The organism is Yersinia bercovieri ATCC 43970 (assembly GCF_013282745.1).
GTDB classification, from domain to species: domain Bacteria; phylum Pseudomonadota; class Gammaproteobacteria; order Enterobacterales; family Enterobacteriaceae; genus Yersinia; species Yersinia bercovieri.
The window spans coordinates 479,564-500,360 of record NZ_CP054044.1; the positions used below are offsets into that span (position 1 = coordinate 479,564).

Below are 20,797 nucleotides of genomic sequence, written 5' to 3' on the forward strand. Positions count from 1 at the left end.
TATTGGTCAATCAATCCGAATCCCGTATGCGCCTCATAAATAGGATTGCGGTATGGGCGATATTTTCGATTGGCTGATGTTTCCCTGCCTCTGGTATCCTTAGGCACTAATTTATTTCGCGCAGCTCAATCAGCCGCGCGGTATGTTTTCGTTTCAGGAGTTAGGGCAACCCATGCGTATACCCCGCATTTATCATCCGCAACCCTTGCAGGCGAATAGCGAACTGGCGCTGAGTGATGAAGCCGCCAATCACGTAGGCCGCGTGCTCCGGATGGCGGAGGGGCAAAGCCTACAACTATTTGATGGCAGCAATCAGGTTTTCGACGCAAAAATCATCCGGGCAGATAAAAAAAGTCTGGTAGTTCGCCTTGCCGAAGGGCAGTTGGAAGACCGCGAATCACCACTGAACCTGCATCTAGGTCAGGTGATTTCCCGTGGCGAAAAAATGGAGTTTACTGTTCAGAAATCCATTGAACTGGGGGTCAATGTCATTACTCCGCTGTTTTCTGAGCGCTGCGGCGTAAAGTTGGATGGTGAGCGTCTGGCGAAAAAAATCCAGCAGTGGCAGAAAATTGCTATCGCCGCCTGCGAGCAGTGCGGGCGCAATACTATTCCTGAAATCCGTGCTGCAATGCAGTTAGCCGATTGGTGCGCAGAGCAAGATGACAGCCTGAAGCTGAATCTGCATCCCCGTGCCAGCAACAGCATTAATACCCTCCCCCGTCGCTCAATAAAGTGCGATTATTGATTGGCCCAGAAGGCGGCCTTTCCGCCGATGAAATTACCATGACCTCGCGCCTTGGATTTACTGATATTCTGCTGGGGCCGCGAGTTCTGCGTACCGAAACTACTGCCCTTACCGCAATCACCGCTTTACAGGTGCGATTTGGCGATCTGGGATAAAATTCGTTCCCATTAGGAGAGAATAATGATCAAGCTCGGCATCGTAATGGACCCCATCACGTCCATTAATATCAAGAAAGACTCCAGCTTCGCCATGCTATTGGAAGCACAGCGCCGTGGTTGGGAACTGCATTACATGGAGATGGGTGACCTCTATATGCGTGGCGGCGATGGCCGCGCCCGCACCCGCCTGCTGAGTGTGGAGCAGGATAAAGACCACTGGTTCAGTTTTGGTGCAGAGCAAGACCTGCCATTGCATGATCTTGATGTCATCCTGATGCGCAAAGATCCCCCCTTTGATACCGAATTCATCTATGCCACCTATATTCTGGAACGTGCGGAAGATAAAGGTACCTTGGTGGTGAATAAGCCGCAGAGCCTGCGCGACTGCAACGAGAAGTTGTTTACCGCCTGGTTCGCTGACTTGACGCCGGACACACTGGTTAGCCGCAGTAAAGATCATATCCGTAAATTCCATCAGGAACACGGTGATATCATCTTGAAACCACTGGATGGCATGGGTGGCACCTCAATTTTTCGCGTGAAGCAAGATGATCCTAACCTGTCAGTTATCATTGAGACACTGACCGAGTTGGGTAGCCGATTCTGCATGGCGCAGAACTTCCTGCCGGCCATTAAAGAGGGTGACAAACGTGTCTTGGTAGTTGACGGCGAACCGGTGCCTTATTGCCTGGCACGTATTCCAGCGCAGGGTGAAACCCGTGGTAATCTGGCCGCAGGTGGTCGTGGCGAAGCTCGTCCACTCAGTGAGAGTGATTGGAAGATTGCCCGTGCAGTCGCCCCAGTATTGAAGCAAAAAGGCTTAATTTTTGTCGGCTTGGATATTATCGGCGATCGCCTGACTGAGATTAACGTCACCAGCCCAACCTGCATACGTGAAATTGAAGCCGCCTTCTCGGATGTATCGATTACCGGTATGTTGATGGATGCAATTGAAGTTCGGTTGGCGAATAAGTAAGCCGGATACCCCGCCCATAAACCTGGAGTCGCAGCCAACACCCCTGCGGCTTCAAGGGCGAAGGATACCCCCAAAGCCATTGGCGTTGCAGGTAGGCGGCAAGGGAGCGAATCCCGATGAGCTTACTCCAGTAAGTGATTCGGGTAAGTGAGCGCAGCCAACACCCCTGCGGCTTCAAGGGCGAAGGATACCCCCCCAAAGCCATTGGCGTTGCAGGTAGGCGGCAAGGGAACGAATCCCGATGAGCTTACTCCAGTAAGTGATTCGGGTAAGTGAGCGCAGCCAACACCCCTGCGGCTTCAAGGGCGAAGGATACCCCCCCAAAGCCATTGGCGTTGCAGGTAGGCGGCAAGGGAACGAATCCCGATGAGCTTACTCCAGTAAGTGATTCGGGTAAGTGAGCGCAGCCAACACCCCTGCGGCTTCAAGGGCGAAGGATACCCCCCCAAAGCCATTGGCGTTGCAGGTAGGCGGCAAGGGAACGAATCCCGATGAGCTTACTCCAGTAAGTGATTCGGGTAAGTGAGCGCAGCCAACACCCCTGCGGCTTCAAGGGCGAAGGGGGTCGTGACTTTATCATCATTTATCCGCATACTGACACCAATTCACCCCTTAACTCAGCGAATCTTCTATATAACATAATGAATTTACAGCATCATTTTCTTATCGCTATGCCGTCACTTCAGGACCCTCAATTTATGCGCTCGGTTATCTATATTTGTGAGCATAACGAAGAGGGAGCCATGGGTTTGGTGATTAATCGGCCGATGGAACAGTTCACGGTAGAAACTGTGCTTAAAAAACTGAAAATCAGCCCTTCACCACGCGATCCTGCTATACGTCTGGATAAACCGGTATTAGCTGGTGGGCCGCTGGCAGAAGATCGCGGATTTATTCTGCATTCGCCACAGGAAGGTTTCGGTTCCAGTATCCCAATTTCACCCGATACCATGATAACCACCTCCAAAGATGTGTTGGAGACCTTTGGCACACCAGAGCAGCCTAAAAATCTACTGGTGGCACTCGGTTATGCGGGCTGGCAGCAGGGGCAGCTAGAGCAGGAGTTGCTGGATAACACGTGGCTGACTATTGAGGCGGATACCGAGATCCTGTTCCATACCCCGATTGCTGAGCGCTGGCAAGCGGCTGCCAACAAGTTGGGTATCAATATTTTTAATATTGCCCCGCAAGCAGGACACGCTTAATGGCTAATCGCACTATTGTCGCCTTTGATTTTGGCACCAAAAGTATCGGCGTAGCTATTGGTCAGGAAGTCACCGGTACCGCCAGAGCACTGACCTCATTTAAAGCTCAGGACGGCACACCGGACTGGCAGAAGGTCGAAAAGCTGCTGAAAGAGTGGCAACCTGATTTGGTGGTGGTCGGGTTACCGCTAAATATGGATGGCACCGAACAGCCACTGACCGCTCGTGCGCGTCGGTTCGCCAACCGCCTACATGGCCGCTTTGGTGTACAAATAGCCTTACAGGATGAACGCCTCAGCACTGTCGAGGCGCGCGCCAATTTGTTTGACAGTGGCGGCTATCGCGCACTGGACAAAGGCAGTGTCGACGCCGCTTCTGCGGTCATTATTCTAGAAAGTTGGTTTGATGAACAGCCTGGCTAAATAAGCTATTTTTATTTGCCAAAGGCTGTTCTTACCGGCTGTTTCCATGTTCTGATTGGGTGATCCACGCATATCATGGCACCTGCGCCCACGGAATTGTATACTCTCTTTATGCCAATCAGCGGCTCAAAATATTGCACACCCCACGCGGGTGTTTTTTACATTTATTGAGGTTTTCTCATGACAAAAGTAACTGTTGCTGCGACTCAAATGGCCTGTTCTTGGGACCTGCCTAAGAACATTGAAAATGCCGAGAAACTGGTACGTCAGGCACACGCCAAGGGCGCACAGATAATCCTGATTCAGGAACTGTTTGCCGCGCCTTATTTCTGTATTGATCAAAGCCCAGAACACTATGCACTGGCCCAAGAGCTGGATAATAGTCCATTGATCAAACACTTTTCTAAGCTGGCAGCCGAACTGCAAGTGGTATTGCCACTGAGTTTCTTTGAGAAAGCCAATAATGCCTATTACAACTCGCTGGTCATGATTGATGCTGATGGCGCTGTTTTGGATGTGTACCGTAAAACTCACATTCCAAATGGCCCGGCCTATCAGGAAAAACAGTTCTTTATCCCAGGCGACACCGGTTTTAAAGTCTGGCAGACCCGCTATGCCAAAGTTGGTGTGGGCATTTGCTGGGATCAGTGGTTCCCAGAAACCGCCCGTAGTCTGGCACTGCTCGGCGCAGAAATTATCTTCTACCCAACGGCCATCGGTTCTGAACCGGCTTACCCTGAAATCGATAGTCAGCCACACTGGACCCGTGTCCAGCAAGGTCATGCTGCCGCGAATCTGGTGCCAGTGATTGCTTCTAACCGCATCGGCACTGAGAAGAGTAAGTTTATTGATGGCCTGGAAATGACCTTCTACGGCTCTTCCTTTATTGCAGACCAAACCGGTGCCCTGCTGGCTCAGGCGAACAAAACTGATGAGGCCATTTTGCTGCATGAGTTTGATTTGCAGGAGATAGCAGCACAGCGCGCGTCATGGGGCTTGTTCCGCGATCGCCGCCCGGAAATGTATCAGGCATTAGCTACTTCTGACGGCAAGACCCGGAGATAATTTATGTCTGCACAAGACACGATTGTACAAAGCGCGGTTTTACCAAACCCTGCCTCACAAGCACTATCCGGTACGCCACAACAGGATGGCTTCTTTATGCCTGCCGAATGGGCGAAGCAAGATGCCGTCTGGATGCTGTGGCCCTATCGCCAGGATAACTGGCGCGGTAAAGGTATCCCTGCTCAGCAGACATTTGCCAAAGTGGCCGAAGCCATCAGCCGCACTACGCCGGTATTTATGGGCGTACCTGCTGAGTTTATGGCGCAGGCTAAAGCCACCATGCCAGCCAGTGTCAGCTTGGTAGAAATGGCCAGCGATGATGCCTGGATGCGTGATACCGGCCCGACCATGGTTATCAACGGTGCTGGTGAACGCCGGGCTGTTGACTGGCAGTTCAACGCTTGGGGCGGCCTTAACGGCGGCTTGTATAGCGACTGGCAGCAAGATGAAAAAGTTGCCACTCAGGTGAGTGACTTCCTGAAGAATGCTCATTACCGCGCTCCGTTGGTGCTAGAAGGTGGCTCCATTCATACCGATGGCGAAGGTACTTTGCTGACCACTGCTGAATGCTTGCTAAACCTAAACCGCAATCCACATCTGAATCAGGCGCAGATTGAGCAGTTGTTGCGTGAATATCTTGGCGTCACACATTTCATCTGGTTGCAGGACGGCGTTTATAACGATGAGACTGATGGTCACATCGACAATATGTGCTGCTTTGTCCGCCCCGGTGAAGTCGCCCTGCATTGGACCGACGATCAACAGGATCCGCAGTACGCACGTTCTGTTGCTGCTTTTGATGTGCTATCTAATGCCGTCGATGCCAAAGGTCGTAAGCTGAAAATCTGGAAGTTACCCGCTCCTGGCCCGCTGTATAACACCGAAGAAGAGACTTTCGATGTGCTGTCCAGCGATGCCGTGCCACGCACCGCTGGCGAGCGACTTGCTGGCTCTTACGTCAACTTCCTGATCAGTAACCAGCAGATTATTTATCCTCTGCTAGATAGCCGCACTGACGGGTTGGCACAGGATCTATTGCAGCAGATGTTCCCTGACTACGCGATTGTCGGTGTTCCTGCCCGCGAGATCCTGCTAGGGGGGGGCAATATTCACTGTATTACCCAGCAGATCCCCGCAGCCTAGGTTCCCCTTCGTACTCGGAGCCGCTACTGTGTTAGCGGCTCTCTTTACTCTGCCCATCAGTGGCCAGGTATTCAGTTCTCATTCGCCAAAGTTCCCTCTTGCTGTCGCTGCGCGATACTCTGCTCAAAGGTCTGCATTCCCCATTGTCCGCCGGACTGTATTACTGTCGGTAGCTGGTAGGTTTTACCTTCGCGTATCAAATGACTGCCAGCGGTGGTCTGCGTCAGTATTTCAAACACTGCAATACGCCCACCCCCACTCTTTTGACACAGCTTTTGCGCGATAACAGCCCGCAAGCTAGCCGCTAGCTGCGCCTGGATAACGGTTTTCTCTGCCGCCGGGAAAACATCCACCAGCCGATCTATTGCCTGAGTGGCGGTGCGGGTATGCAGTGTCGCCAATACCAGATGCCCGGTCTCAGCGGCCGTCAGCGCTAACCTGATCGTCTCCTGATCCCGTAACTCCCCCAGCAGGATGATATCGGGATCTTGTCGTAGGGCTGCACTCAAGGCGCTGCCAAAAGAGTGGGTATGACTGCCCAACTCCCGCTGCTGGATCAAACATGATTGGCTGGTATGAATAAACTCGATCGGATCTTCAAGTGTGATGATATGGCGAGCCTGTTGCTGATTAATGGCACTGATCATTGCACTCAATGTAGTGGATTTACCGCTACCTGTGGCACCAGTCACCAGAATCAATCCATTCTCTTGCTCAATAAGTTGGCTAATGATGTCTGGGGCGTCTAATTCAGCCAGCGACGGACAGAGCGTAGAGATAATACGAAAAGCAATTGATTGCCCCTGCCGTTGCTGAAAAATATTAGCGCGTAACCTTTGGCCCGCCACTGTGGTGTAGGCGCAATCCACCTGCCCTGTGTGTTGCAAGCGCCTTTGCTGCGTCTCACTCAATAAGTGCTGACTTAACCCATTGAGCCAACCAGCATTAACTCGTGGCCAGTGAGTAAAGGTTTTCAATTCACCATCAATGCGTAATACCGGGTGATAACCAGTACAAAGGTGCAGATCTGACGCATTATGATTTACACTAGCCACCACCTTATTAGCGAAATCCTGTTCGTCGAAACCATCATTGGTAGGTTCGGGATTTTCTAAATCAATGCATCTGGCGGCTATACCGTTAGATGCCGGGTTATCCGGCTCTGAGTTTTTATCATCCAGACTGGTGAAATCCATATCAAACTCCTGGGTCCATATGAGCACAATTGAGCAGAATCTACAGGATGTCAGAGCGCGGATCGCAACTGTTTCACGTAGTTGCGCACGCTCTCCAGAAGAAGTTACCTTGCTTGCAGTGAGTAAAACCAAACCTGTGACCGCTATCGAAGAAGCTATTGCCGCTGGGCAATATGCCTTTGGTGAAAACTATGTGCAGGAAGGGGTGGATAAAATCCACTATTTCGCGAATAAGCCCTATAACCATCCTCTTGAATGGCACTTTATTGGCCCGCTGCAATCCAATAAAAGCCGCTTAGTGGCAGAAAATTTCGCCTGGTGCCATACCGTTGATCGGCTAAAAATAGCACAGCGCTTGAGTGCCCAGCGCCCAGCAGAGCTGCCCGCACTAAACGTCCTGATTCAGGTCAATATCAGTGATGAGCAGAGCAAATCAGGAATTACTTTAGCGGAATTGCCGGCGTTGGCAGCCAATATTAGCGAACTACCTAATTTGCATTTACGCGGGCTGATGGCCATTCCGGCCCCTGAAGCTGATTATCAGCGACAACTGGCGGTATTTGAGCAAATGAATCAGGCTTTCTTGACTTTAAAAGCCCAGTATCCTCAGATGGATACGCTTTCTATGGGTATGACAGATGATATGCCCGCAGCTATTGCTGCCGGCAGTACATTAGTGCGTATTGGCACCGCCATTTTTGGTGCCCGCGCGTAAACACCCAGAGTACCAGTGAGCACAGCTACCGCTGCGGCTCCAAGTACGAAACAGGTTACCCAAAGTTATTGGAGTTGCAGCAAGGCAACAAGCGAATGAGTCCCGATGAGCTTACATCAGTAAGTGATTCGGGTGAGTGAGCGCAGTTAACACCGCTGCGGCTCCAAGTACGAAACAGGTTACCCAAAGTTATTGGCGTTGCAGCAAGGCAACAAGCGAATGAGTCCCGATGAGCTTACATCAGTAAGTGATTCGGGTGAGTGAGCGCAGTTAACACCGCTGCGGCTCCAAGTACGAAGGGTATAGGAGAATTCAATGCAACATCGCCACATTACATTCATTGGCGCGGGCAATATGGCTCGCGCGATTATCGCAGGTTTGGTTGCCGGTGGTTATCCCGCAAAAAAAATCAGCGTCTGTGCGCCTTCAGGTAAGAATCGTGACGCTCTGGCCGCTGAGTTTGGTGTTATCAGTAGCGATGATAATATCGCCGAGGCACAGAGGGCCGACGTGGTTATCCTGGCGGTTAAGCCGCAGTTAATGGCCGATGTATGTCAGCCGTTGCAGGAAAATGTCGACTTCACCGATAAACTGGTACTTTCCATTGCTGCTGGTGTTCTGGTTTCGCGCTTTTATGCATTATTGGGCGATAGACTCAATCTGGTGCGTATTATGCCCAATACCCCATCACTGATTGGGAAAGGGATGAGCGGCTTATATGCTCCAGAACAGGTTTCGCAGGGTGATCGAGATTTCACTACCGCACTGATGAGTTCAGTGGGTAGAGTTTGTTGGGTAGATGATGAAAATGGCATCAATAGCGTGATTGCCGCTGCGGGTAGTGCACCCGCCTATTTTTTCCTATTTATGGAAGCGATGCAGCAAGAAGCTGAGCGGTTAGGTTTTGACAGTGAAACCGCCCGTCTGCTGGTACAACAAGCCGCTTCTGGCGCCACTGCGCTGGTGGAAGCCAACCCGCAACTACCTATCTCAACACTGCGTCAGCAAGTGACGTCTAAAGGTGGGACCACAGCAGAAGCCATTCGGGTATTTAGTGAGCAACACTTGGCTGAAACCGTCGCCGCTGCTATGCAAGCAGCTATTTCGCGAGCGAAAGAGATGGAAAAGCTGTTCTAACAACGACAATATTTACAAAAACCGACACTGGCTCTGACACTTTCTCGTTAAGATAGGGGCCGGTAATGTACGCGAATATCTAATATTAAGGACGAAAGCAACTCATGCTAACGCTGACTTTTCTGGCCAAAACGGTCATTGACCTGTATGTGATGGTACTGCTGTTGCGCATCTGGATGCAGTGGGTTCACAGCGATTTCTACAATCCGTTTTCACAATTTGTGGTGAAAATAACCCAGCCAATAGTGGGGCCGCTGCGCCGGATTATCCCGTCGCTAGGGCCAATCGACAGCGCGTCATTGCTGTTAGCGTACTTGTTGATGACCATTAAGTTCCCACTGCTATTGCTGATTGGCAGCGGCTCGATATCCCTCAGCCCTTATAATTTACTGTTTGGGGTTATTGCCCTGTTTAAAGCCGCAGGTTATCTGATTTTCTGGATCATGATTATTCGCGCGCTAATGAGCTGGGTCAGTCAGGGCCGCAGCCCGATGGATTATCTGCTTTATCAGCTAACAGAGCCTTTAATGGCACCAATTCGTCGCATCTTACCCGCCATGGGCGGTATCGATTTCTCAGCGATGGTAGTTATCCTTATTCTGTATCTGATCAATTTCTTAGGTATGGATATGTTGGGCGAGCTTTGGGTTATGCTGTGAGTGCAGCAACATCCTTGCTGGACGGGCTGGTGCTCAGGCTATATATTCAGCCGAAAGCCAGCCGTGATCAGATAGTCGGTTTACATGGCGATGAATTGAAAGTCGCCATTACTGCCCCGCCCGTTGATGGGCAAGCCAATGCCCACTTAATCAAATTTATCGCTAAACAGTTCCGGGTAGCGAAAAGTCAGGTGATTATCGAAAAGGGCGAGTTGGGGCGACATAAGCAGATTAAAATCGTCAATCCGCAACAGATACCGCCAGAAGTTGCGGTACTGCTTGAGTGATACTTCCCCGTCAGGCCATTAAGTCTCAGCCAAGTAGTATCAGCTAAAAATTCAGGATTCATTCATGCAAAAAATAGTATTAGCTACCGGCAACCCCGGAAAAGTGCGTGAGCTGGCAAGTCTGCTCGCTGATTTCGGCTTAGATGTCGTCGCACAAACCGATCTGGGCGTTGAGTCTGTCGAAGAAACTGGCTTAACTTTTATTGAAAATGCCATATTAAAAGCGCGCCATGCCGCACAGACAACCGGTTTGCCAGCCATCGCCGATGACTCAGGTTTAGCTGTTGATGCTTTGGGTGGTGCGCCGGGAATTTACTCCGCACGTTTTGCGGGGGCTGATGCCAGTGATCAACAGAACCTCGATAAGCTGCTGGTAACACTGAAAAATATTCCCGACGAACAGCGCAGTGCTCAATTCCATTGCGTACTGGTTTATATGCGCCATGGTGATGATCCAACGCCGCTGGTGTTTCACGGTCAATGGCCTGGCGTGATTGCCCGTCAGCCTGCGGGTAGTGCCGGATTTGGCTATGACCCTATTTTCTATCTCCCTGAGCTGGGCAAAACCGCAGCAGAATTGACCCGCGAAGAGAAACATGCGGTATCTCATCGTGGTCAAGCCCTGAAAATGATGTTGGATGCACTGCGCAATGCTTAAATTACCTCCGCTCAGCCTCTACATTCATATTCCCTGGTGTGTACAGAAGTGTCCTTACTGCGACTTTAACTCCCATGCGCTGAAAGGCGATGTACCCCATCAGGAGTATGTAGAGCACTTATTGGCGGACCTTGATATAGACGCGCCGCTGGTCAGTGGGCGTGAAATCAGCACTATCTTTATTGGCGGTGGCACCCCAAGTTTGCTCAGTGCCGAGGCAATGCAACAGTTGCTCGATGGTGTCCGCGCCAGATTGCCCGTAGCATTTGATGCTGAAATTACCATGGAAGCTAACCCCGGAGCAGTCGAAGCTGATCGCTTCAGCGGTTATCAACGCGCCGGTATCAATCGCATCTCTATTGGGGTGCAAAGTTTTAGCGCAGAGAAGTTGACGCGCCTTGGGCGAATCCATGGGCCAGAGGAGGCTAAACGTGCCGCAGAGCTGGCAACCTCATTGGAGTTGCGCAGCTTTAATCTGGATTTGATGCATGGCCTACCCGACCAGACATTAGAGCAGGCGCTGAGCGACTTACGTCAGGCGATTGCACTGAATCCGCCTCACCTCTCTTGGTATCAACTGACTATCGAGCCGAATACCGGTTTCAGTTCACGCCCACCAATTCTGCCAGACGATGATGCACTGTGGGATATTTTCCAACAAGGCCATCAGCTGCTCAGTGCTGCTGGGTATCAGCAGTACGAAACCTCGGCCTATGCCAAACCGGGCTATCAATGCCAACACAACCTTAACTACTGGCGCTTTGGCGATTATTTGGGCATTGGTTGTGGTGCGCACGGTAAAATAACCTTCAGCGATGGGCGAATTTTACGCACGATAAAGACCAAGCATCCCCGTGGTTTTATGCAGGGTAAATACCTGGATAAGAGATATGAAGTGGAAACCGCCGATCGGCCTTTTGAGTTCTTTATGAACCGGTTCCGCCTGCTAGAAGCTGCGCCACGCGCGGATTTCTACCACTTTACTGGTTTGGCTGAAAGCACCATCCGCCCGCAATTGGATGAGGCATTAGCAAAAGAGTATTTAATTGAAACCGAGGAGTACTGGCAGATAACCGAGAAAGGAAAACTATTCCTTAACTCACTGTTAGAGCTATTTTTATAACGCTAATGGATAGAAAACAGGTTCAGATGGCATCCCCAGTCTGAACCTGCAAAATCTGAAGCAAGATATTAATTCAAAGCGTTGAGTAGATCTTTACGCTGCTGCTCCAATGCCGTCACCCGCCCACAGACTTCATGGCCAAATTGCTGGAAATCCTGCTCCTGGCTGTTCCACTCATTCTGAATGGCCTGCTGTAGCCCGCCCAAATTGCCCATAATGGCCTGCAACGGATTATTACCCGCGCCGCTGGTCGCTTGCTTGACCCCCATCTCGTTCAGGCTATCTTGCAATACGCCGCCCATACTTTGTTGCACCAGTTGCCGGCCATCTTTCTCAACTTGATCAATAGCCTGGTGATGGAAGGTTAAACCATCACTGCGCTTTTCAATGATACGGCTCATCTGCTGCTTTAGTTGATCATTAAGCGTGGTCAGGCGGTTACGCACATTGCTATTGCTGCCCAGCTCTTTAACAATCACTTTATCTAACGAGACTCGTGCTTTCTCCAGACGTTGTTGCGCCCCCTGATCTATCCAAGGCAAATCTTTACGCAATGCAGTCTGATAGCGAAATGCCTGTTGGCGCTGTGCATCTGTTAGCGTCAATGTTTTGCCATTACGAATAACATCACCGTCGGGTGAAATCTGCAAATTGCCGCTAGCCCCCACTATCTGGACAGATTGCGGGCTGATAATTACATCATCCTGTGGCTTTACGCTGCACTGGTATTCAGCCTGCGCCTGCCAGGTGGTCAGCATTAATAGTGCCAAACCTGCGGTTCGTAATGCTTTCATTTTATGTAACATAAGACTCCTGAAAAACGGTTTAAAAAATGGAGCGACCAATCCGCTGTGCCAGTAGCTCTAAGGCAGCGGTTCCGGCGAGAGAGTTCCCTGCGCTATCTAATTCAGGTGACCAAACAGCAATACAGAGTTCATCTGGCACAATGGCGATGATGCCACCACCCACCCCAGATTTTCCTGGCATACCCACGCGAAAGGCAAATTCACCTGCTCCATCATACATGCCACTAGTAATCATCAGGGCGTTGATTTGCCGCGCCTGCATCGGCGTAATCAATGGATCATGTCCACCTATGCTGCGCCCCTGATTCGCCAGATAGACAAAGCAGCGGGCCAGCTCGGTACAACTCAAGCGCATGGCGCAGTAGTGAAAATAGGTCTGAAGTACCGTCAGCACATCATTTTCGAAATTGCCGAAAGATTTCATCAAATAGGCGATGGCGGCATTACGATCTGAATGCTCAAACTCCGAGCGAGCGACTCGAGAATCATAGCTGATGCTATCATCACTCACCAGTTGACGTACCACCTCCAACATCCGCTGTTTCGGTGCACTCAGGCGGCTTTGCAGCATATCGCACACCACCAGCGCCCCCGGATTAATAAAAGGATTGCGCGGTTTACCCTTTTCTAACTCTAGCTGAACCAGTGAGTTGAATGGCTGACCGGATGGCTCTTTGCCAACTCGCTGCCATACCTCCTGCTCACCATAACGGGATAATGCCAGCGTCAAGCTTAATACTTTCGAAATCGATTGAATTGAGAATCGCTCATTGGCATCTCCGGCCTGAAATATCTTGCCATCAACGGTACAGACGGCAATACCGAGTTTGTCAGCTGAGACTTCAGCCAACGCGGGAATATAGTCAGCAACTTTTCCCTGACCAATCAGCGGGTGAACTTGCTGCAATATATCCGCTAGTAGAGCATTATCTAAAACTGTCGCTTTCTCAAAAACCTTTGCCAACACGATGCTCCCAATAAAACCCCGATAATAGCTTCTGCTAATCGCAACTGATAAAAACAAAGGCGCCTGCTTAGGCGCCCTTATTCATTATCTGCCGTTAAAACGGAAGATTAATCCCACCAGATGTCAAACAGCTCACTGGTTTCTACATTTTTCAGCTTGCGAGCTTCCAGCCATTTAGTAACCAATGCACGATGCTCATCAGTGCAGTGACCGATCTCTTGCAAGCAAATCAGACCTTCCCACTGTAAATAGCCACTGCCATCAAATGCCAGGCCGTTTGCTTCAATGACTTCATCGATAAAAGCATCGACAGTTTCATCAATGACATCAACACCTGTACCTTCAGGGAAGGTCCACTTTACCGAGAAACCTAATTCCTGAAACTCAGCGATATGCATTTTCTTACGTAAGCGACGACTACGATTATTAGCCATTATTCTTTCCTCTCAAACATCAGATCCCAAACGCCATGTCCCAGACGCTGGCCACGTAATTCAAATTTTGTCAGCGGACGTGAGTCCGGACGAGGTACATAATCATTTTGTTCTGAAAGGTTGTGGAATTCGTTCACACCTGACATCACTTCCAGCATATGTTCCGCATAATGTTGCCAGTCGGTGGCCATATGGAACACGCCACCCACTTTTAATTTACTTCTCACCAGTTCAACAAAAGGTGTCTGGACGATGCGGCGCTTATTATGGCGCGCTTTGTGCCATGGGTCGGGGAAAAACAGCTGAACCATATCCAATGAAGCATCCGGAATCATGTTTTCCAGCACTTCAACGGCGTCATGACACATGATCCGCAGGTTACTCAGGCCAGCTTCGTGCGCTGAGCCAAGACATGCACCAACCCCCGGAGAGTGAACTTCTATTCCCAGAAAGTTCTGCTGTGGATTACTGGCCGCCATGGTCACCAGAGAAGTGCCCATACCGAAACCGATCTCCAAGACCACTGGCGCTTCGCGGCCAAATAGTGCGCTTAAATCAACCGGCGTTGCCTGATATTCCACGCCCATCACCGGCCAGTAGCTATCCAGCGCCAGTTGTTGACCCTTGGTCAGGCGGCCCTGACGGCGGACAAAACTACGAATACGGCGCATAGCGCGGCCGTTTTCATCAAATTCCGGGGATATGACGTCATTTATCATGGTGCTTTCTGTCTGTTAATTGCGTATATGAATGCGCATTATGCAAAGATACGCCAGTTTATCAACTATGGACGTCATAAGTACAAAATTAAGCAGTAAATAACGTATATATGCTCAATCACGTCAGTGATTCAGGAAATTGAGTGCAGCTAACACCGCTGTGGTTTCAAGTACGAAGGTATCCCCCAAAGTAATTGGAGCTACAGCAAGGCAGCCAATGAATGAATCCCGATGAGCTGACTCAAGTCAGTGATTCGGGTGAGTGAGTGCAGCTAACACCGCTGTAGTTTCAAGTACGAAGGGGGTTTACAGCGCTGGAACTCTATGCTGCAATCCAGCCCTATTTATTTATCTGCCGGATATCGATACCTGCTTATGATGCAAGCGCAACAATTCGCGCACGCGGTACTTGATTGGTACCAACGTTTTGGCCGCAAGACACTGCCGTGGCAGTTGGATAAAACACCTTATCAAGTGTGGTTGTCTGAAGTTATGTTGCAACAGACTCAGGTTGCGACGGTGATCCCCTATTTCCAACGCTTTATGCTGCGCTTCCCTGATATCCGTGCTCTGGCAGCAGCGCCGCTGGATGAAGTTCTGCATTTATGGACTGGACTGGGCTACTACGCCCGAGCCAGAAATCTACATAAAGCAGCCCAAACCGTGGTGGAACGCCATCAGGGCGAGTTTCCCACTACTTTTGACGAGATCCTTGCACTGCCGGGGATTGGTCGTTCAACGGCCGGTGCCATATTGTCGCTCGCTTTAGGGCAGCATTTTCCAATTTTAGATGGTAACGTTAAGCGAGTGCTGGCACGTTGTTATGCGGTTGAGGGATGGCCCGGTAAAAAGGAGGTCGAAGGCCGGTTGTGGCAAATCAGTGAAGAGGTAACCCCCGCTAAAGGTGTAGGCCAGTTTAATCAGGCAATGATGGATTTAGGTGCCATAGTTTGTACCCGCTCTAAGCCCAAATGCGAACTCTGCCCATTAAATATCGGTTGCATGGCTTATGCTAACCACAGTTGGGCACGCTACCCTGGTAAAAAACCCAAACAAACAATACCGGAAAAAACCGCCTATTTTCTGTTGATGCAAAATGGCACCCAAGCGTGGCTTGAACAGCGCCCACCAGTGGGCCTGTGGGGCGGGCTATTTTGTTTCCCGCAATTTGCGGAGCAAGAAGAACTTGAGCGCTGGTTACAGCAACGAGGTATTTCGGCTAGTGGTTTGCAGCAATTGACCGCTTTCCGTCATACCTTCAGCCACTTCCATCTGGATATTGTTCCGATGTGGCTGAATGTGGAATCAGCCCGTGGATGCATGGATGATGGTGCTGGTCTCTGGTATAACTTAACACAGCCACCTTCGGTAGGAGTGGCCGCCCCAGTTGAGCGTTTATTGCATATGTTGGCAAAAACAGAGTTGGCAAAACAATAACGGGCAGCACAACCATCGACCCAAACTGCTTTATTTGACGATAGTCATAGAAGAGGATTTAGCATGAGCAGAACGATTTTTTGCACGTTTTTAAAGAAGGATGCTGAGGGGCAGGATTTTCAGCTGTATCCGGGTGAAATAGGCAAACGTATTTATAACGAAATCTCAAAAGAAGCCTGGTCACAATGGATAGCCAAACAAACCATGCTAATTAATGAGAAAAAACTCAGCATGATGAATGTGGCAGACCGCAAACTGCTGGAACAAGAGATGGTCAACTTCTTGTTCGAGGGGCAGGACGTTCATATTGAAGGTTATACTCCGCCGAGTAAATAACCACGTGGGGCCTTTGTAGGCTCCACTCCTCATCAAGATATGGCTTGTAAGATGAAGAAAATTTTAGCTTTGTTGGTAATTGCACCATTGTTAGTGTCTTGCTCGGGTAATAAAAATCAGGCAGATAGCGAAGCCTTTGTCAAAGACACCAACGGTTTTGAGATTTTAATGGGCCAATTTGCCCACGACATTGAAAATATTTGGGGATTAAAAGAAGTCTTAATCGCGGGTCCGAAAGATTACGTTAAGTATACGGATCAGTATAAAACCCGCAGCCATATCAATTTCGATGCCGGTACTATTACAGTTGAAACTATTGCCACGACCGATCCGGCGGCTCACTTACGTCAGGCGATAATCACAACATTATTAATGGGCGATGACCCAGGCTCGATTGATCTCTATTCTGACGCTAACGATATTCAGATCAGTAAAGAGCCATTCCTCTATGGGCAGGTGCTCGATAATAATGGCGAGCCGATTCGCTGGGAGTGGCGGGCGGCCCATTTTGCTGATTATTTACTGCAAACCAGAATGCAAAAACGCACCTCTGGTCTGCATGTTATCTGGTCGGTAACCTTGCAATTAGTGCCAAACCATCTGGATAAACGTGCTCATAAATATCTGCCACTAGTTCGGCAATCAGCTGAGCGATATGGTGTCGAAGAGTCACTGATTCTGGCAATCATGCAGACAGAGTCTAGCTTCAACCCCTATGCTGTCAGCGGCTCTGATGCGCTGGGCCTGATGCAAGTCGTTCAGCATACTGCCGGGCGAGATGTATTCAAATTGAAAGGCAAAGGTGGTCAGCCAAGTCGCAGTTATCTATTTGATCCAGCAAATAATATCGATGCAGGCACAGCATATTTGTCAATTTTGCAAAATACCTATTTAGGTGGTATTCAAAATATAACCTCACGCCGTTATGCCGTTATTACCTCTTATAATGGTGGTGCAGGCAGCGTATTACGAGTATTCCACAGCGATAAAAATCAAGCGGTGAATATTATCAACAATATGGCACCGGGTGATGTATTCCAAACGCTAACCACTAAGCACCCATCCGGTGAATCCCGCCGTTATCTGGTGAAAGTGAACAGCGCGCAGAAGAGCTACCGCCGCTATTAGTTTTAGTGAGACTTGATAAATAAAACTCAAATGGCACAACTCACCGTGCCATTTTTTATGGAAAATTGTGGTCACAGAAAAATATTGCACATTTGAATAACAACCATTCTTAATAAAATGCTTATAGTATCGATCATCACTCTATTACCTACACTCGCAGGCTGCGCACATGGATTTTGGACTTACTGTTTTCGAAATGGTAGCAATTTTCTCCACGATGGTTGTTGCCTACACTATTTTTGGCATCACAGGATTTGGTTCCGCGTTAATTGCTAGCCCAGTATTAGCACTGTTTATTCCTGTCGCTAAGATTGTACCGCTATTGGCAATCGTCGATATGTTCGCAGCAATGACCAATGTCGCACGCCATAGTCGACACGCTGATCTTGCTGAGCTTAAACGGCTGGTGCCATTAATGATTATTGGCAGTCTGATTGGTGCAACCATATTGCTGCGTACTCGACCCGATATTTTATTATTGGCTCTGGGTCTATTTGTCATTTTATATGCAATCTACTCACTCAGCCGACGCAAGCCACAAGGGCAATTCAACTCTATCGCAGCGATTCCTTTCGGCTTGATTGGGGGGATTTTTAGTGCACTATTTGGTAGTGGAGGGTTTATCTATGCCATTTATTTATCAGGCCGAATAGCCAACAAAGATAATTTACGGATTACTCAGACGACACTCATTGGTCTAAGCACCCTAACCCGAGTCATTTTATTTACTCTGGCCGGGGTTTATATGGATTTATCCATTTTATGGATGGTGTTACTGCTCGCACCAGGCATGTTGGTTGGGCTAATTATCGCCAATAAAATCAGTTTAGGGATCAACCGCGAGCAACTTATCCGAATAATAAACATCTTATTGCTGATTTCCGGAGCCGTTTTATTAGCCCGATATTTCGGTTACTGATTAACCCGATAGCGAAAAATAGTGGGCGGGACAGCCAATACACTCATCGGCTGTCTATTTATTGCTTACTGCAATTACTGAGTAATAACGTAACCAAAGATACGCCGCCACTCCACATCACCTTTTTCGATATAAACGCCCTGTAATTCTGGAGAAAAGCCCGGTAGTAAATTAATGCCCTCTTCCAGCGCCAGGAAATAGCGCTGCACTGCCCCTCCCCATACTTCGCCCGGCACCACACACAATACACCCGGCGGATACGGCAACGCACCTTCAGCAGCAATACGTCCTTCTGCTTCAGCAATTGGAATCAGCTCGATATTATCGCGGATAAACTGGATATTGGCATCTTGCGGGTTCATGACAACCTGCGGAAAACCCGCTTTGCGGAACATCTCTTTTTGCAGCTGCTTAACATCAAAACTGACATATAAGTCATGCATCTCTTGGCATAACTGGCGTAAAGAGTAGCCGCGATAGCGCACTTCATTCTTACGATATATCGTCGGCAACACATCACAAAGTAGTGCATCTTGCTCAACGTAGCGCTCAAACTGTACCAACATATCAACCAGATGTGCCATTTTTGCTGGATTTTCTGCTGGCGTGAGCAGGAATAAGATTGAATTAAGATCGCACTTTTCCGGCACAATGCCATTTTCACGTAAAAAGGTCGCTAATATTGCTGCCGGAACACCAAACTCAGTATATTGGCCAGTGCTGGCATCAATGCCGGGCGTCGTCAGCAACAATTTGCAAGGATCAACCAAGTACTGATCTTGGTTATATCCTTCAAATCCATGCCAAGCCTCATTGGGCACAAAATTAAAGAAACGCGCGTCATTGGCGATGATATTAGTATCGTAATCTTGCCATTGTTTACCACCGACAATCGGAGGAATAAAAGGCCGCAGCATTGAACAACGCGCTAATAATGATTTACGGGTTTCGATACCTAGTTTCACGCAATCCATCCACATACGGCGGCCGCTATCACCAGAGTGTATTTTGGCATTAACATCCAGTGCAGCGAATAATGGATAGAATGGGCTGGTCGAAGCATGCAACATAAATGCATTATTAAAACGTTTATGATTGCAGTGCCGTTTTTGCCCTTTGATATGGTTATCTTTTTTATGCACTTGCGAGGTCTGAGAAAAACCAGCCTGCTGCTTGTGCACCGATTGAGTCACAATAATCCCAGGGTCGTTTTCATTTAGTTCCAGCAACAACGGCGAGAAATCCTTCATCATCGGAATAAATTGCTCATAACCAACCCACGCGGAATCAAACAAAATGTAATCACATAAATGACCAATACTATCAATGACCTGACGTGCATTATAGACAGTGCCATCATAAGTGCCCAACTGAATGATCGCCAATCTAAATGGCCGTGTCTCTTCCGCACGTTCAGGCGCGACCTCACGCAACTGCTGGCGTAAATAACTTTCATCGAAACAGTGGGCATCAATACCACCAATAAATCCGAATGGGTTACGAGCCGTTTCTAAATAGACTGGTGTCGCTCCAGCCTGAATCAGTGCGCCATGATGATTAGATTTATGGTTATTGCGATCGAACAATATCAAATCACCACGGGTCAATAAGGCGTTAGTGACCACCTTATTCGCAGCCGACGTGCCATTCAGCACAAAATAGGTTTTATCTGCATTAAATACCTTCGCCGCATATTTTTGCGCATCTTTTGCCGCACCTTCATGGATAAGCAAATCGCCCAATTTGACATCAGCATTGCACATATCTGAACGGAATATTGTCTCGCCATAAAACTCAAAAAACTGACGCCCGGCAGGATGCTTACGGAAAAACTCGCCCCCCTGATGCCCTGGACAAGCAAAGGTTGAGTTTTTCATCTCGACATATTTTTTTAACGTTGAGAAAAAAGGTGGTAATAGATTTCTTTGATATTCGCTGGCGGCAGCTTCCACCTGAGCATTGTAAAACCCTTTATTTGCCTCACCCAACGTGATGATCCCTTGAATTAACGGCAAATAGTCCGCAGAAACCCTCTGCTCTGACATCACAGCAATAAAAGTTGGAATAGCAAAACCAAGGTCATGCAGTGTTGACAATATACCGGCATTCGCATCTTCAACCGACATCACCACGGCGGCAACATCAGTAAAATCAGTATGATTGAGGTACACTACACCGCGCTGAGTTTCTATATAAGAAGCCAGACGGGCACTTGTTGCTATTTTTAATAGTGTCATATCACTTACTCTCAAACGGTCAGGTATGAGGCTGCCACTCAGGCATATAGATGACATCGCATAGTATTGAGCGCTAATGCAATGCCGGTAAATTGATGTTGTACACCTACGCCTTTCATCGGCGGAAAGGTAAGTCTGAGTAATAGGTGAGCTGGTTTCAGCACCAACCAATAAACATCAGTAAAATCAGAGCATTTACTCTATTTTTAATAATGCCTAACAGTGGGCCACAGATAGCCTTACCGCATAAAAGGAGTAAGGGACTTTGCAGGGATATAAGAGAAAAAAGGACACATAAGGCGTTCAATATGCATTGGGGAGT

21 protein-coding genes and 1 pseudogene are annotated in these 20,797 nt (G+C 48.9%); 16 read left to right on the plus strand and 6 right to left on the minus strand.

Annotated features, from left to right (window positions below):
- Nucleotides 1–172: 172 nt before the first annotated feature.
- The 6 genes and pseudogenes from rsmE (at nt 173) to aguA (ending at nt 5,717) form a co-directional block, all read left to right on the plus strand.
- Nucleotides 173–903: pseudogene (rsmE, locus tag HRK25_RS02280) on the plus strand (16S rRNA (uracil(1498)-N(3))-methyltransferase).
- 25 nt (nt 904–928) lie between these two features.
- Nucleotides 929–1,882: a glutathione synthase gene (gshB, locus tag HRK25_RS02285; protein WP_005277787.1), complete on the plus strand. Its 954-nt coding sequence runs from the start codon at nt 929–931 to the stop codon at nt 1,880–1,882.
- A gap of 641 nt (nt 1,883–2,523) precedes the next feature.
- On the plus strand, nt 2,524–3,087 hold the full coding sequence (locus tag HRK25_RS02290; protein WP_005279788.1) for a YqgE/AlgH family protein: 564 nt from the start codon (nt 2,524–2,526) through the stop codon (nt 3,085–3,087).
- A complete protein-coding gene (gene ruvX / locus HRK25_RS02295) occupies nt 3,087–3,509 on the plus strand; it encodes a Holliday junction resolvase RuvX (RefSeq protein ID WP_032899144.1) in 423 nt (140 codons plus the stop codon). The genes HRK25_RS02290 and ruvX overlap by 1 nt, the downstream gene beginning before the upstream one ends.
- 180 nt (nt 3,510–3,689) lie before the next feature.
- On the plus strand, nt 3,690–4,574 hold the full coding sequence (aguB, locus tag HRK25_RS02300) for an N-carbamoylputrescine amidase (protein WP_032899142.1): 885 nt from the start codon (nt 3,690–3,692) through the stop codon (nt 4,572–4,574).
- A gap of 3 nt (nt 4,575–4,577) precedes the next feature.
- Entirely contained in the window at nt 4,578–5,717 is a 1,140-nt protein-coding gene (gene aguA / locus HRK25_RS02305) for an agmatine deiminase (RefSeq protein ID WP_005279785.1), read from the plus strand.
- Nucleotides 5,718–5,788: 71 nt separating this feature from the next.
- Here the strand turns inward: aguA and HRK25_RS02310 are convergent, their stop codons facing one another.
- A complete protein-coding gene (locus HRK25_RS02310; protein ID WP_005279783.1) occupies nt 5,789–6,913 on the minus strand; it encodes a type IV pilus twitching motility protein PilT in 1,125 nt (374 codons plus the stop codon).
- Nucleotides 6,914–6,932: 19 nt separating this feature from the next.
- Here HRK25_RS02310 and HRK25_RS02315 point away from each other — a divergent pair, with 19 nt between their 5' ends.
- The 6 genes from HRK25_RS02315 (at nt 6,933) to hemW (ending at nt 11,492) form a co-directional block, all read left to right on the plus strand.
- Nucleotides 6,933–7,628 (plus strand): YggS family pyridoxal phosphate-dependent enzyme, encoded by a 696-nt coding sequence (locus HRK25_RS02315; RefSeq protein ID WP_032899140.1) that lies wholly within the window; start codon nt 6,933–6,935, stop codon nt 7,626–7,628.
- Between the two features lie 315 nt (nt 7,629–7,943).
- The gene (gene proC / locus HRK25_RS02320) at nt 7,944–8,765 is read left to right on the plus strand and encodes a pyrroline-5-carboxylate reductase (protein WP_049602996.1); all 822 of its coding nucleotides are present in this window, start codon (nt 7,944–7,946) and stop codon (nt 8,763–8,765) included.
- 104 nt (nt 8,766–8,869) lie between these two features.
- Nucleotides 8,870–9,424 carry a YggT family protein gene (locus tag HRK25_RS02325; RefSeq protein WP_005279463.1) on the plus strand — a complete coding sequence of 185 codons (555 nt, stop codon included), beginning with the start codon at nt 8,870–8,872 and terminating at the stop codon, nt 9,422–9,424.
- Complete coding sequence (yggU, locus tag HRK25_RS02330; protein ID WP_032815286.1) at nt 9,421–9,711, plus strand: DUF167 family protein YggU; 291 nt, start codon at nt 9,421–9,423, stop codon at nt 9,709–9,711. Before HRK25_RS02325 ends, yggU begins: the two co-directional genes overlap by 4 nt.
- A gap of 64 nt (nt 9,712–9,775) precedes the next feature.
- On the plus strand, nt 9,776–10,369 hold the full coding sequence (locus HRK25_RS02335) for an XTP/dITP diphosphatase (protein ID WP_005279461.1): 594 nt from the start codon (nt 9,776–9,778) through the stop codon (nt 10,367–10,369).
- On the plus strand, nt 10,362–11,492 hold the full coding sequence (gene hemW / locus HRK25_RS02340) for a radical SAM family heme chaperone HemW (protein ID WP_032899058.1): 1,131 nt from the start codon (nt 10,362–10,364) through the stop codon (nt 11,490–11,492). The genes HRK25_RS02335 and hemW overlap by 8 nt, the downstream gene beginning before the upstream one ends.
- A 68-nt stretch (nt 11,493–11,560) precedes the next feature.
- Here hemW and HRK25_RS02345 read toward each other — a convergent pair whose 3' ends face one another.
- The 4 genes from HRK25_RS02345 to trmB all read right to left on the minus strand — a co-directional run bounded on the left by HRK25_RS02345 (nt 11,561) and on the right by trmB (nt 14,418).
- Complete coding sequence (locus HRK25_RS02345) at nt 11,561–12,298, minus strand: YggN family protein (RefSeq protein ID WP_005279457.1); 738 nt, start codon at nt 12,296–12,298, stop codon at nt 11,561–11,563.
- A 19-nt stretch (nt 12,299–12,317) separates the two neighbouring features.
- The gene (gene glsB / locus HRK25_RS02350; protein ID WP_049603019.1) at nt 12,318–13,277 is read right to left on the minus strand and encodes a glutaminase B; all 960 of its coding nucleotides are present in this window, start codon (nt 13,275–13,277) and stop codon (nt 12,318–12,320) included.
- Nucleotides 13,278–13,372: 95 nt separating this feature from the next.
- On the minus strand, nt 13,373–13,699 hold the full coding sequence (locus HRK25_RS02355) for a YggL family protein (RefSeq protein ID WP_032815284.1): 327 nt from the start codon (nt 13,697–13,699) through the stop codon (nt 13,373–13,375).
- A complete protein-coding gene (gene trmB, locus HRK25_RS02360; protein WP_032899056.1) occupies nt 13,699–14,418 on the minus strand; it encodes a tRNA (guanosine(46)-N7)-methyltransferase TrmB in 720 nt (239 codons plus the stop codon). The genes HRK25_RS02355 and trmB overlap by 1 nt, the downstream gene beginning before the upstream one ends.
- 324 nt (nt 14,419–14,742) lie before the next feature.
- Between trmB and mutY the strand changes: the two genes are divergently transcribed.
- From mutY to HRK25_RS02380, 4 genes are all read left to right on the plus strand, one after another.
- Nucleotides 14,743–15,855, plus strand: a complete 1,113-nt coding sequence (gene mutY, locus HRK25_RS02365; protein WP_005279451.1) for an A/G-specific adenine glycosylase — start codon at nt 14,743–14,745, stop codon at nt 15,853–15,855.
- Between the two features lie 63 nt (nt 15,856–15,918).
- On the plus strand, nt 15,919–16,191 hold the full coding sequence (locus HRK25_RS02370; protein WP_004876892.1) for an oxidative damage protection protein: 273 nt from the start codon (nt 15,919–15,921) through the stop codon (nt 16,189–16,191).
- Nucleotides 16,192–16,242: 51 nt separating this feature from the next.
- Nucleotides 16,243–17,319, plus strand: coding sequence for a membrane-bound lytic murein transglycosylase MltC (gene mltC, locus HRK25_RS02375; protein WP_005279448.1), 1,077 nt, complete (start codon nt 16,243–16,245; stop codon nt 17,317–17,319).
- 169 nt (nt 17,320–17,488) lie between these two features.
- Nucleotides 17,489–18,238, plus strand: coding sequence for a sulfite exporter TauE/SafE family protein (locus HRK25_RS02380; RefSeq protein WP_032899055.1), 750 nt, complete (start codon nt 17,489–17,491; stop codon nt 18,236–18,238).
- A 74-nt stretch (nt 18,239–18,312) separates the two neighbouring features.
- Here the strand turns inward: HRK25_RS02380 and speF are convergent, their stop codons facing one another.
- A complete protein-coding gene (gene speF, locus HRK25_RS02385; protein ID WP_005279444.1) occupies nt 18,313–20,475 on the minus strand; it encodes an ornithine decarboxylase SpeF in 2,163 nt (720 codons plus the stop codon).
- Nucleotides 20,476–20,797: the final 322 nt, after the last annotated feature.

What these genes read in the sequence shown, in the direction of transcription:
- HRK25_RS02335 (WP_005279461.1), top strand. Translation starts at nt 9,776, where the DNA reads ATGCAAAAAATAGTATTAGCTACCGGCAACCCCGGAAAAGTGCGTGAG.
- HRK25_RS02380 (WP_032899055.1), top strand. Translation starts at nt 17,489, where the DNA reads ATGGATTTTGGACTTACTGTTTTCGAAATGGTAGCAATTTTCTCCACG.
- gshB (WP_005277787.1), top strand. Translation starts at nt 929, where the DNA reads ATGATCAAGCTCGGCATCGTAATGGACCCCATCACGTCCATTAATATC.
- HRK25_RS02315 (WP_032899140.1), top strand. Translation starts at nt 6,933, where the DNA reads ATGAGCACAATTGAGCAGAATCTACAGGATGTCAGAGCGCGGATCGCA.
- trmB (WP_032899056.1), bottom strand. Translation starts at nt 14,418, where the DNA reads ATGATAAATGACGTCATATCCCCGGAATTTGATGAAAACGGCCGCGCT.
- mltC (WP_005279448.1), top strand. Translation starts at nt 16,243, where the DNA reads ATGAAGAAAATTTTAGCTTTGTTGGTAATTGCACCATTGTTAGTGTCT.
- HRK25_RS02310 (WP_005279783.1), bottom strand. Translation starts at nt 6,913, where the DNA reads ATGGATTTCACCAGTCTGGATGATAAAAACTCAGAGCCGGATAACCCG.
- HRK25_RS02290 (WP_005279788.1), top strand. Translation starts at nt 2,524, where the DNA reads ATGAATTTACAGCATCATTTTCTTATCGCTATGCCGTCACTTCAGGAC.
- aguB (WP_032899142.1), top strand. Translation starts at nt 3,690, where the DNA reads ATGACAAAAGTAACTGTTGCTGCGACTCAAATGGCCTGTTCTTGGGAC.
- hemW (WP_032899058.1), top strand. Translation starts at nt 10,362, where the DNA reads ATGCTTAAATTACCTCCGCTCAGCCTCTACATTCATATTCCCTGGTGT.
- HRK25_RS02325 (WP_005279463.1), top strand. Translation starts at nt 8,870, where the DNA reads ATGCTAACGCTGACTTTTCTGGCCAAAACGGTCATTGACCTGTATGTG.
- aguA (WP_005279785.1), top strand. Translation starts at nt 4,578, where the DNA reads ATGTCTGCACAAGACACGATTGTACAAAGCGCGGTTTTACCAAACCCT.
- HRK25_RS02345 (WP_005279457.1), bottom strand. Translation starts at nt 12,298, where the DNA reads ATGTTACATAAAATGAAAGCATTACGAACCGCAGGTTTGGCACTATTA.
- speF (WP_005279444.1), bottom strand. Translation starts at nt 20,475, where the DNA reads ATGACACTATTAAAAATAGCAACAAGTGCCCGTCTGGCTTCTTATATA.
- ruvX (WP_032899144.1), top strand. Translation starts at nt 3,087, where the DNA reads ATGGCTAATCGCACTATTGTCGCCTTTGATTTTGGCACCAAAAGTATC.
- mutY (WP_005279451.1), top strand. Translation starts at nt 14,743, where the DNA reads ATGCTGCAATCCAGCCCTATTTATTTATCTGCCGGATATCGATACCTG.
- HRK25_RS02370 (WP_004876892.1), top strand. Translation starts at nt 15,919, where the DNA reads ATGAGCAGAACGATTTTTTGCACGTTTTTAAAGAAGGATGCTGAGGGG.
- proC (WP_049602996.1), top strand. Translation starts at nt 7,944, where the DNA reads ATGCAACATCGCCACATTACATTCATTGGCGCGGGCAATATGGCTCGC.
- HRK25_RS02355 (WP_032815284.1), bottom strand. Translation starts at nt 13,699, where the DNA reads ATGGCTAATAATCGTAGTCGTCGCTTACGTAAGAAAATGCATATCGCT.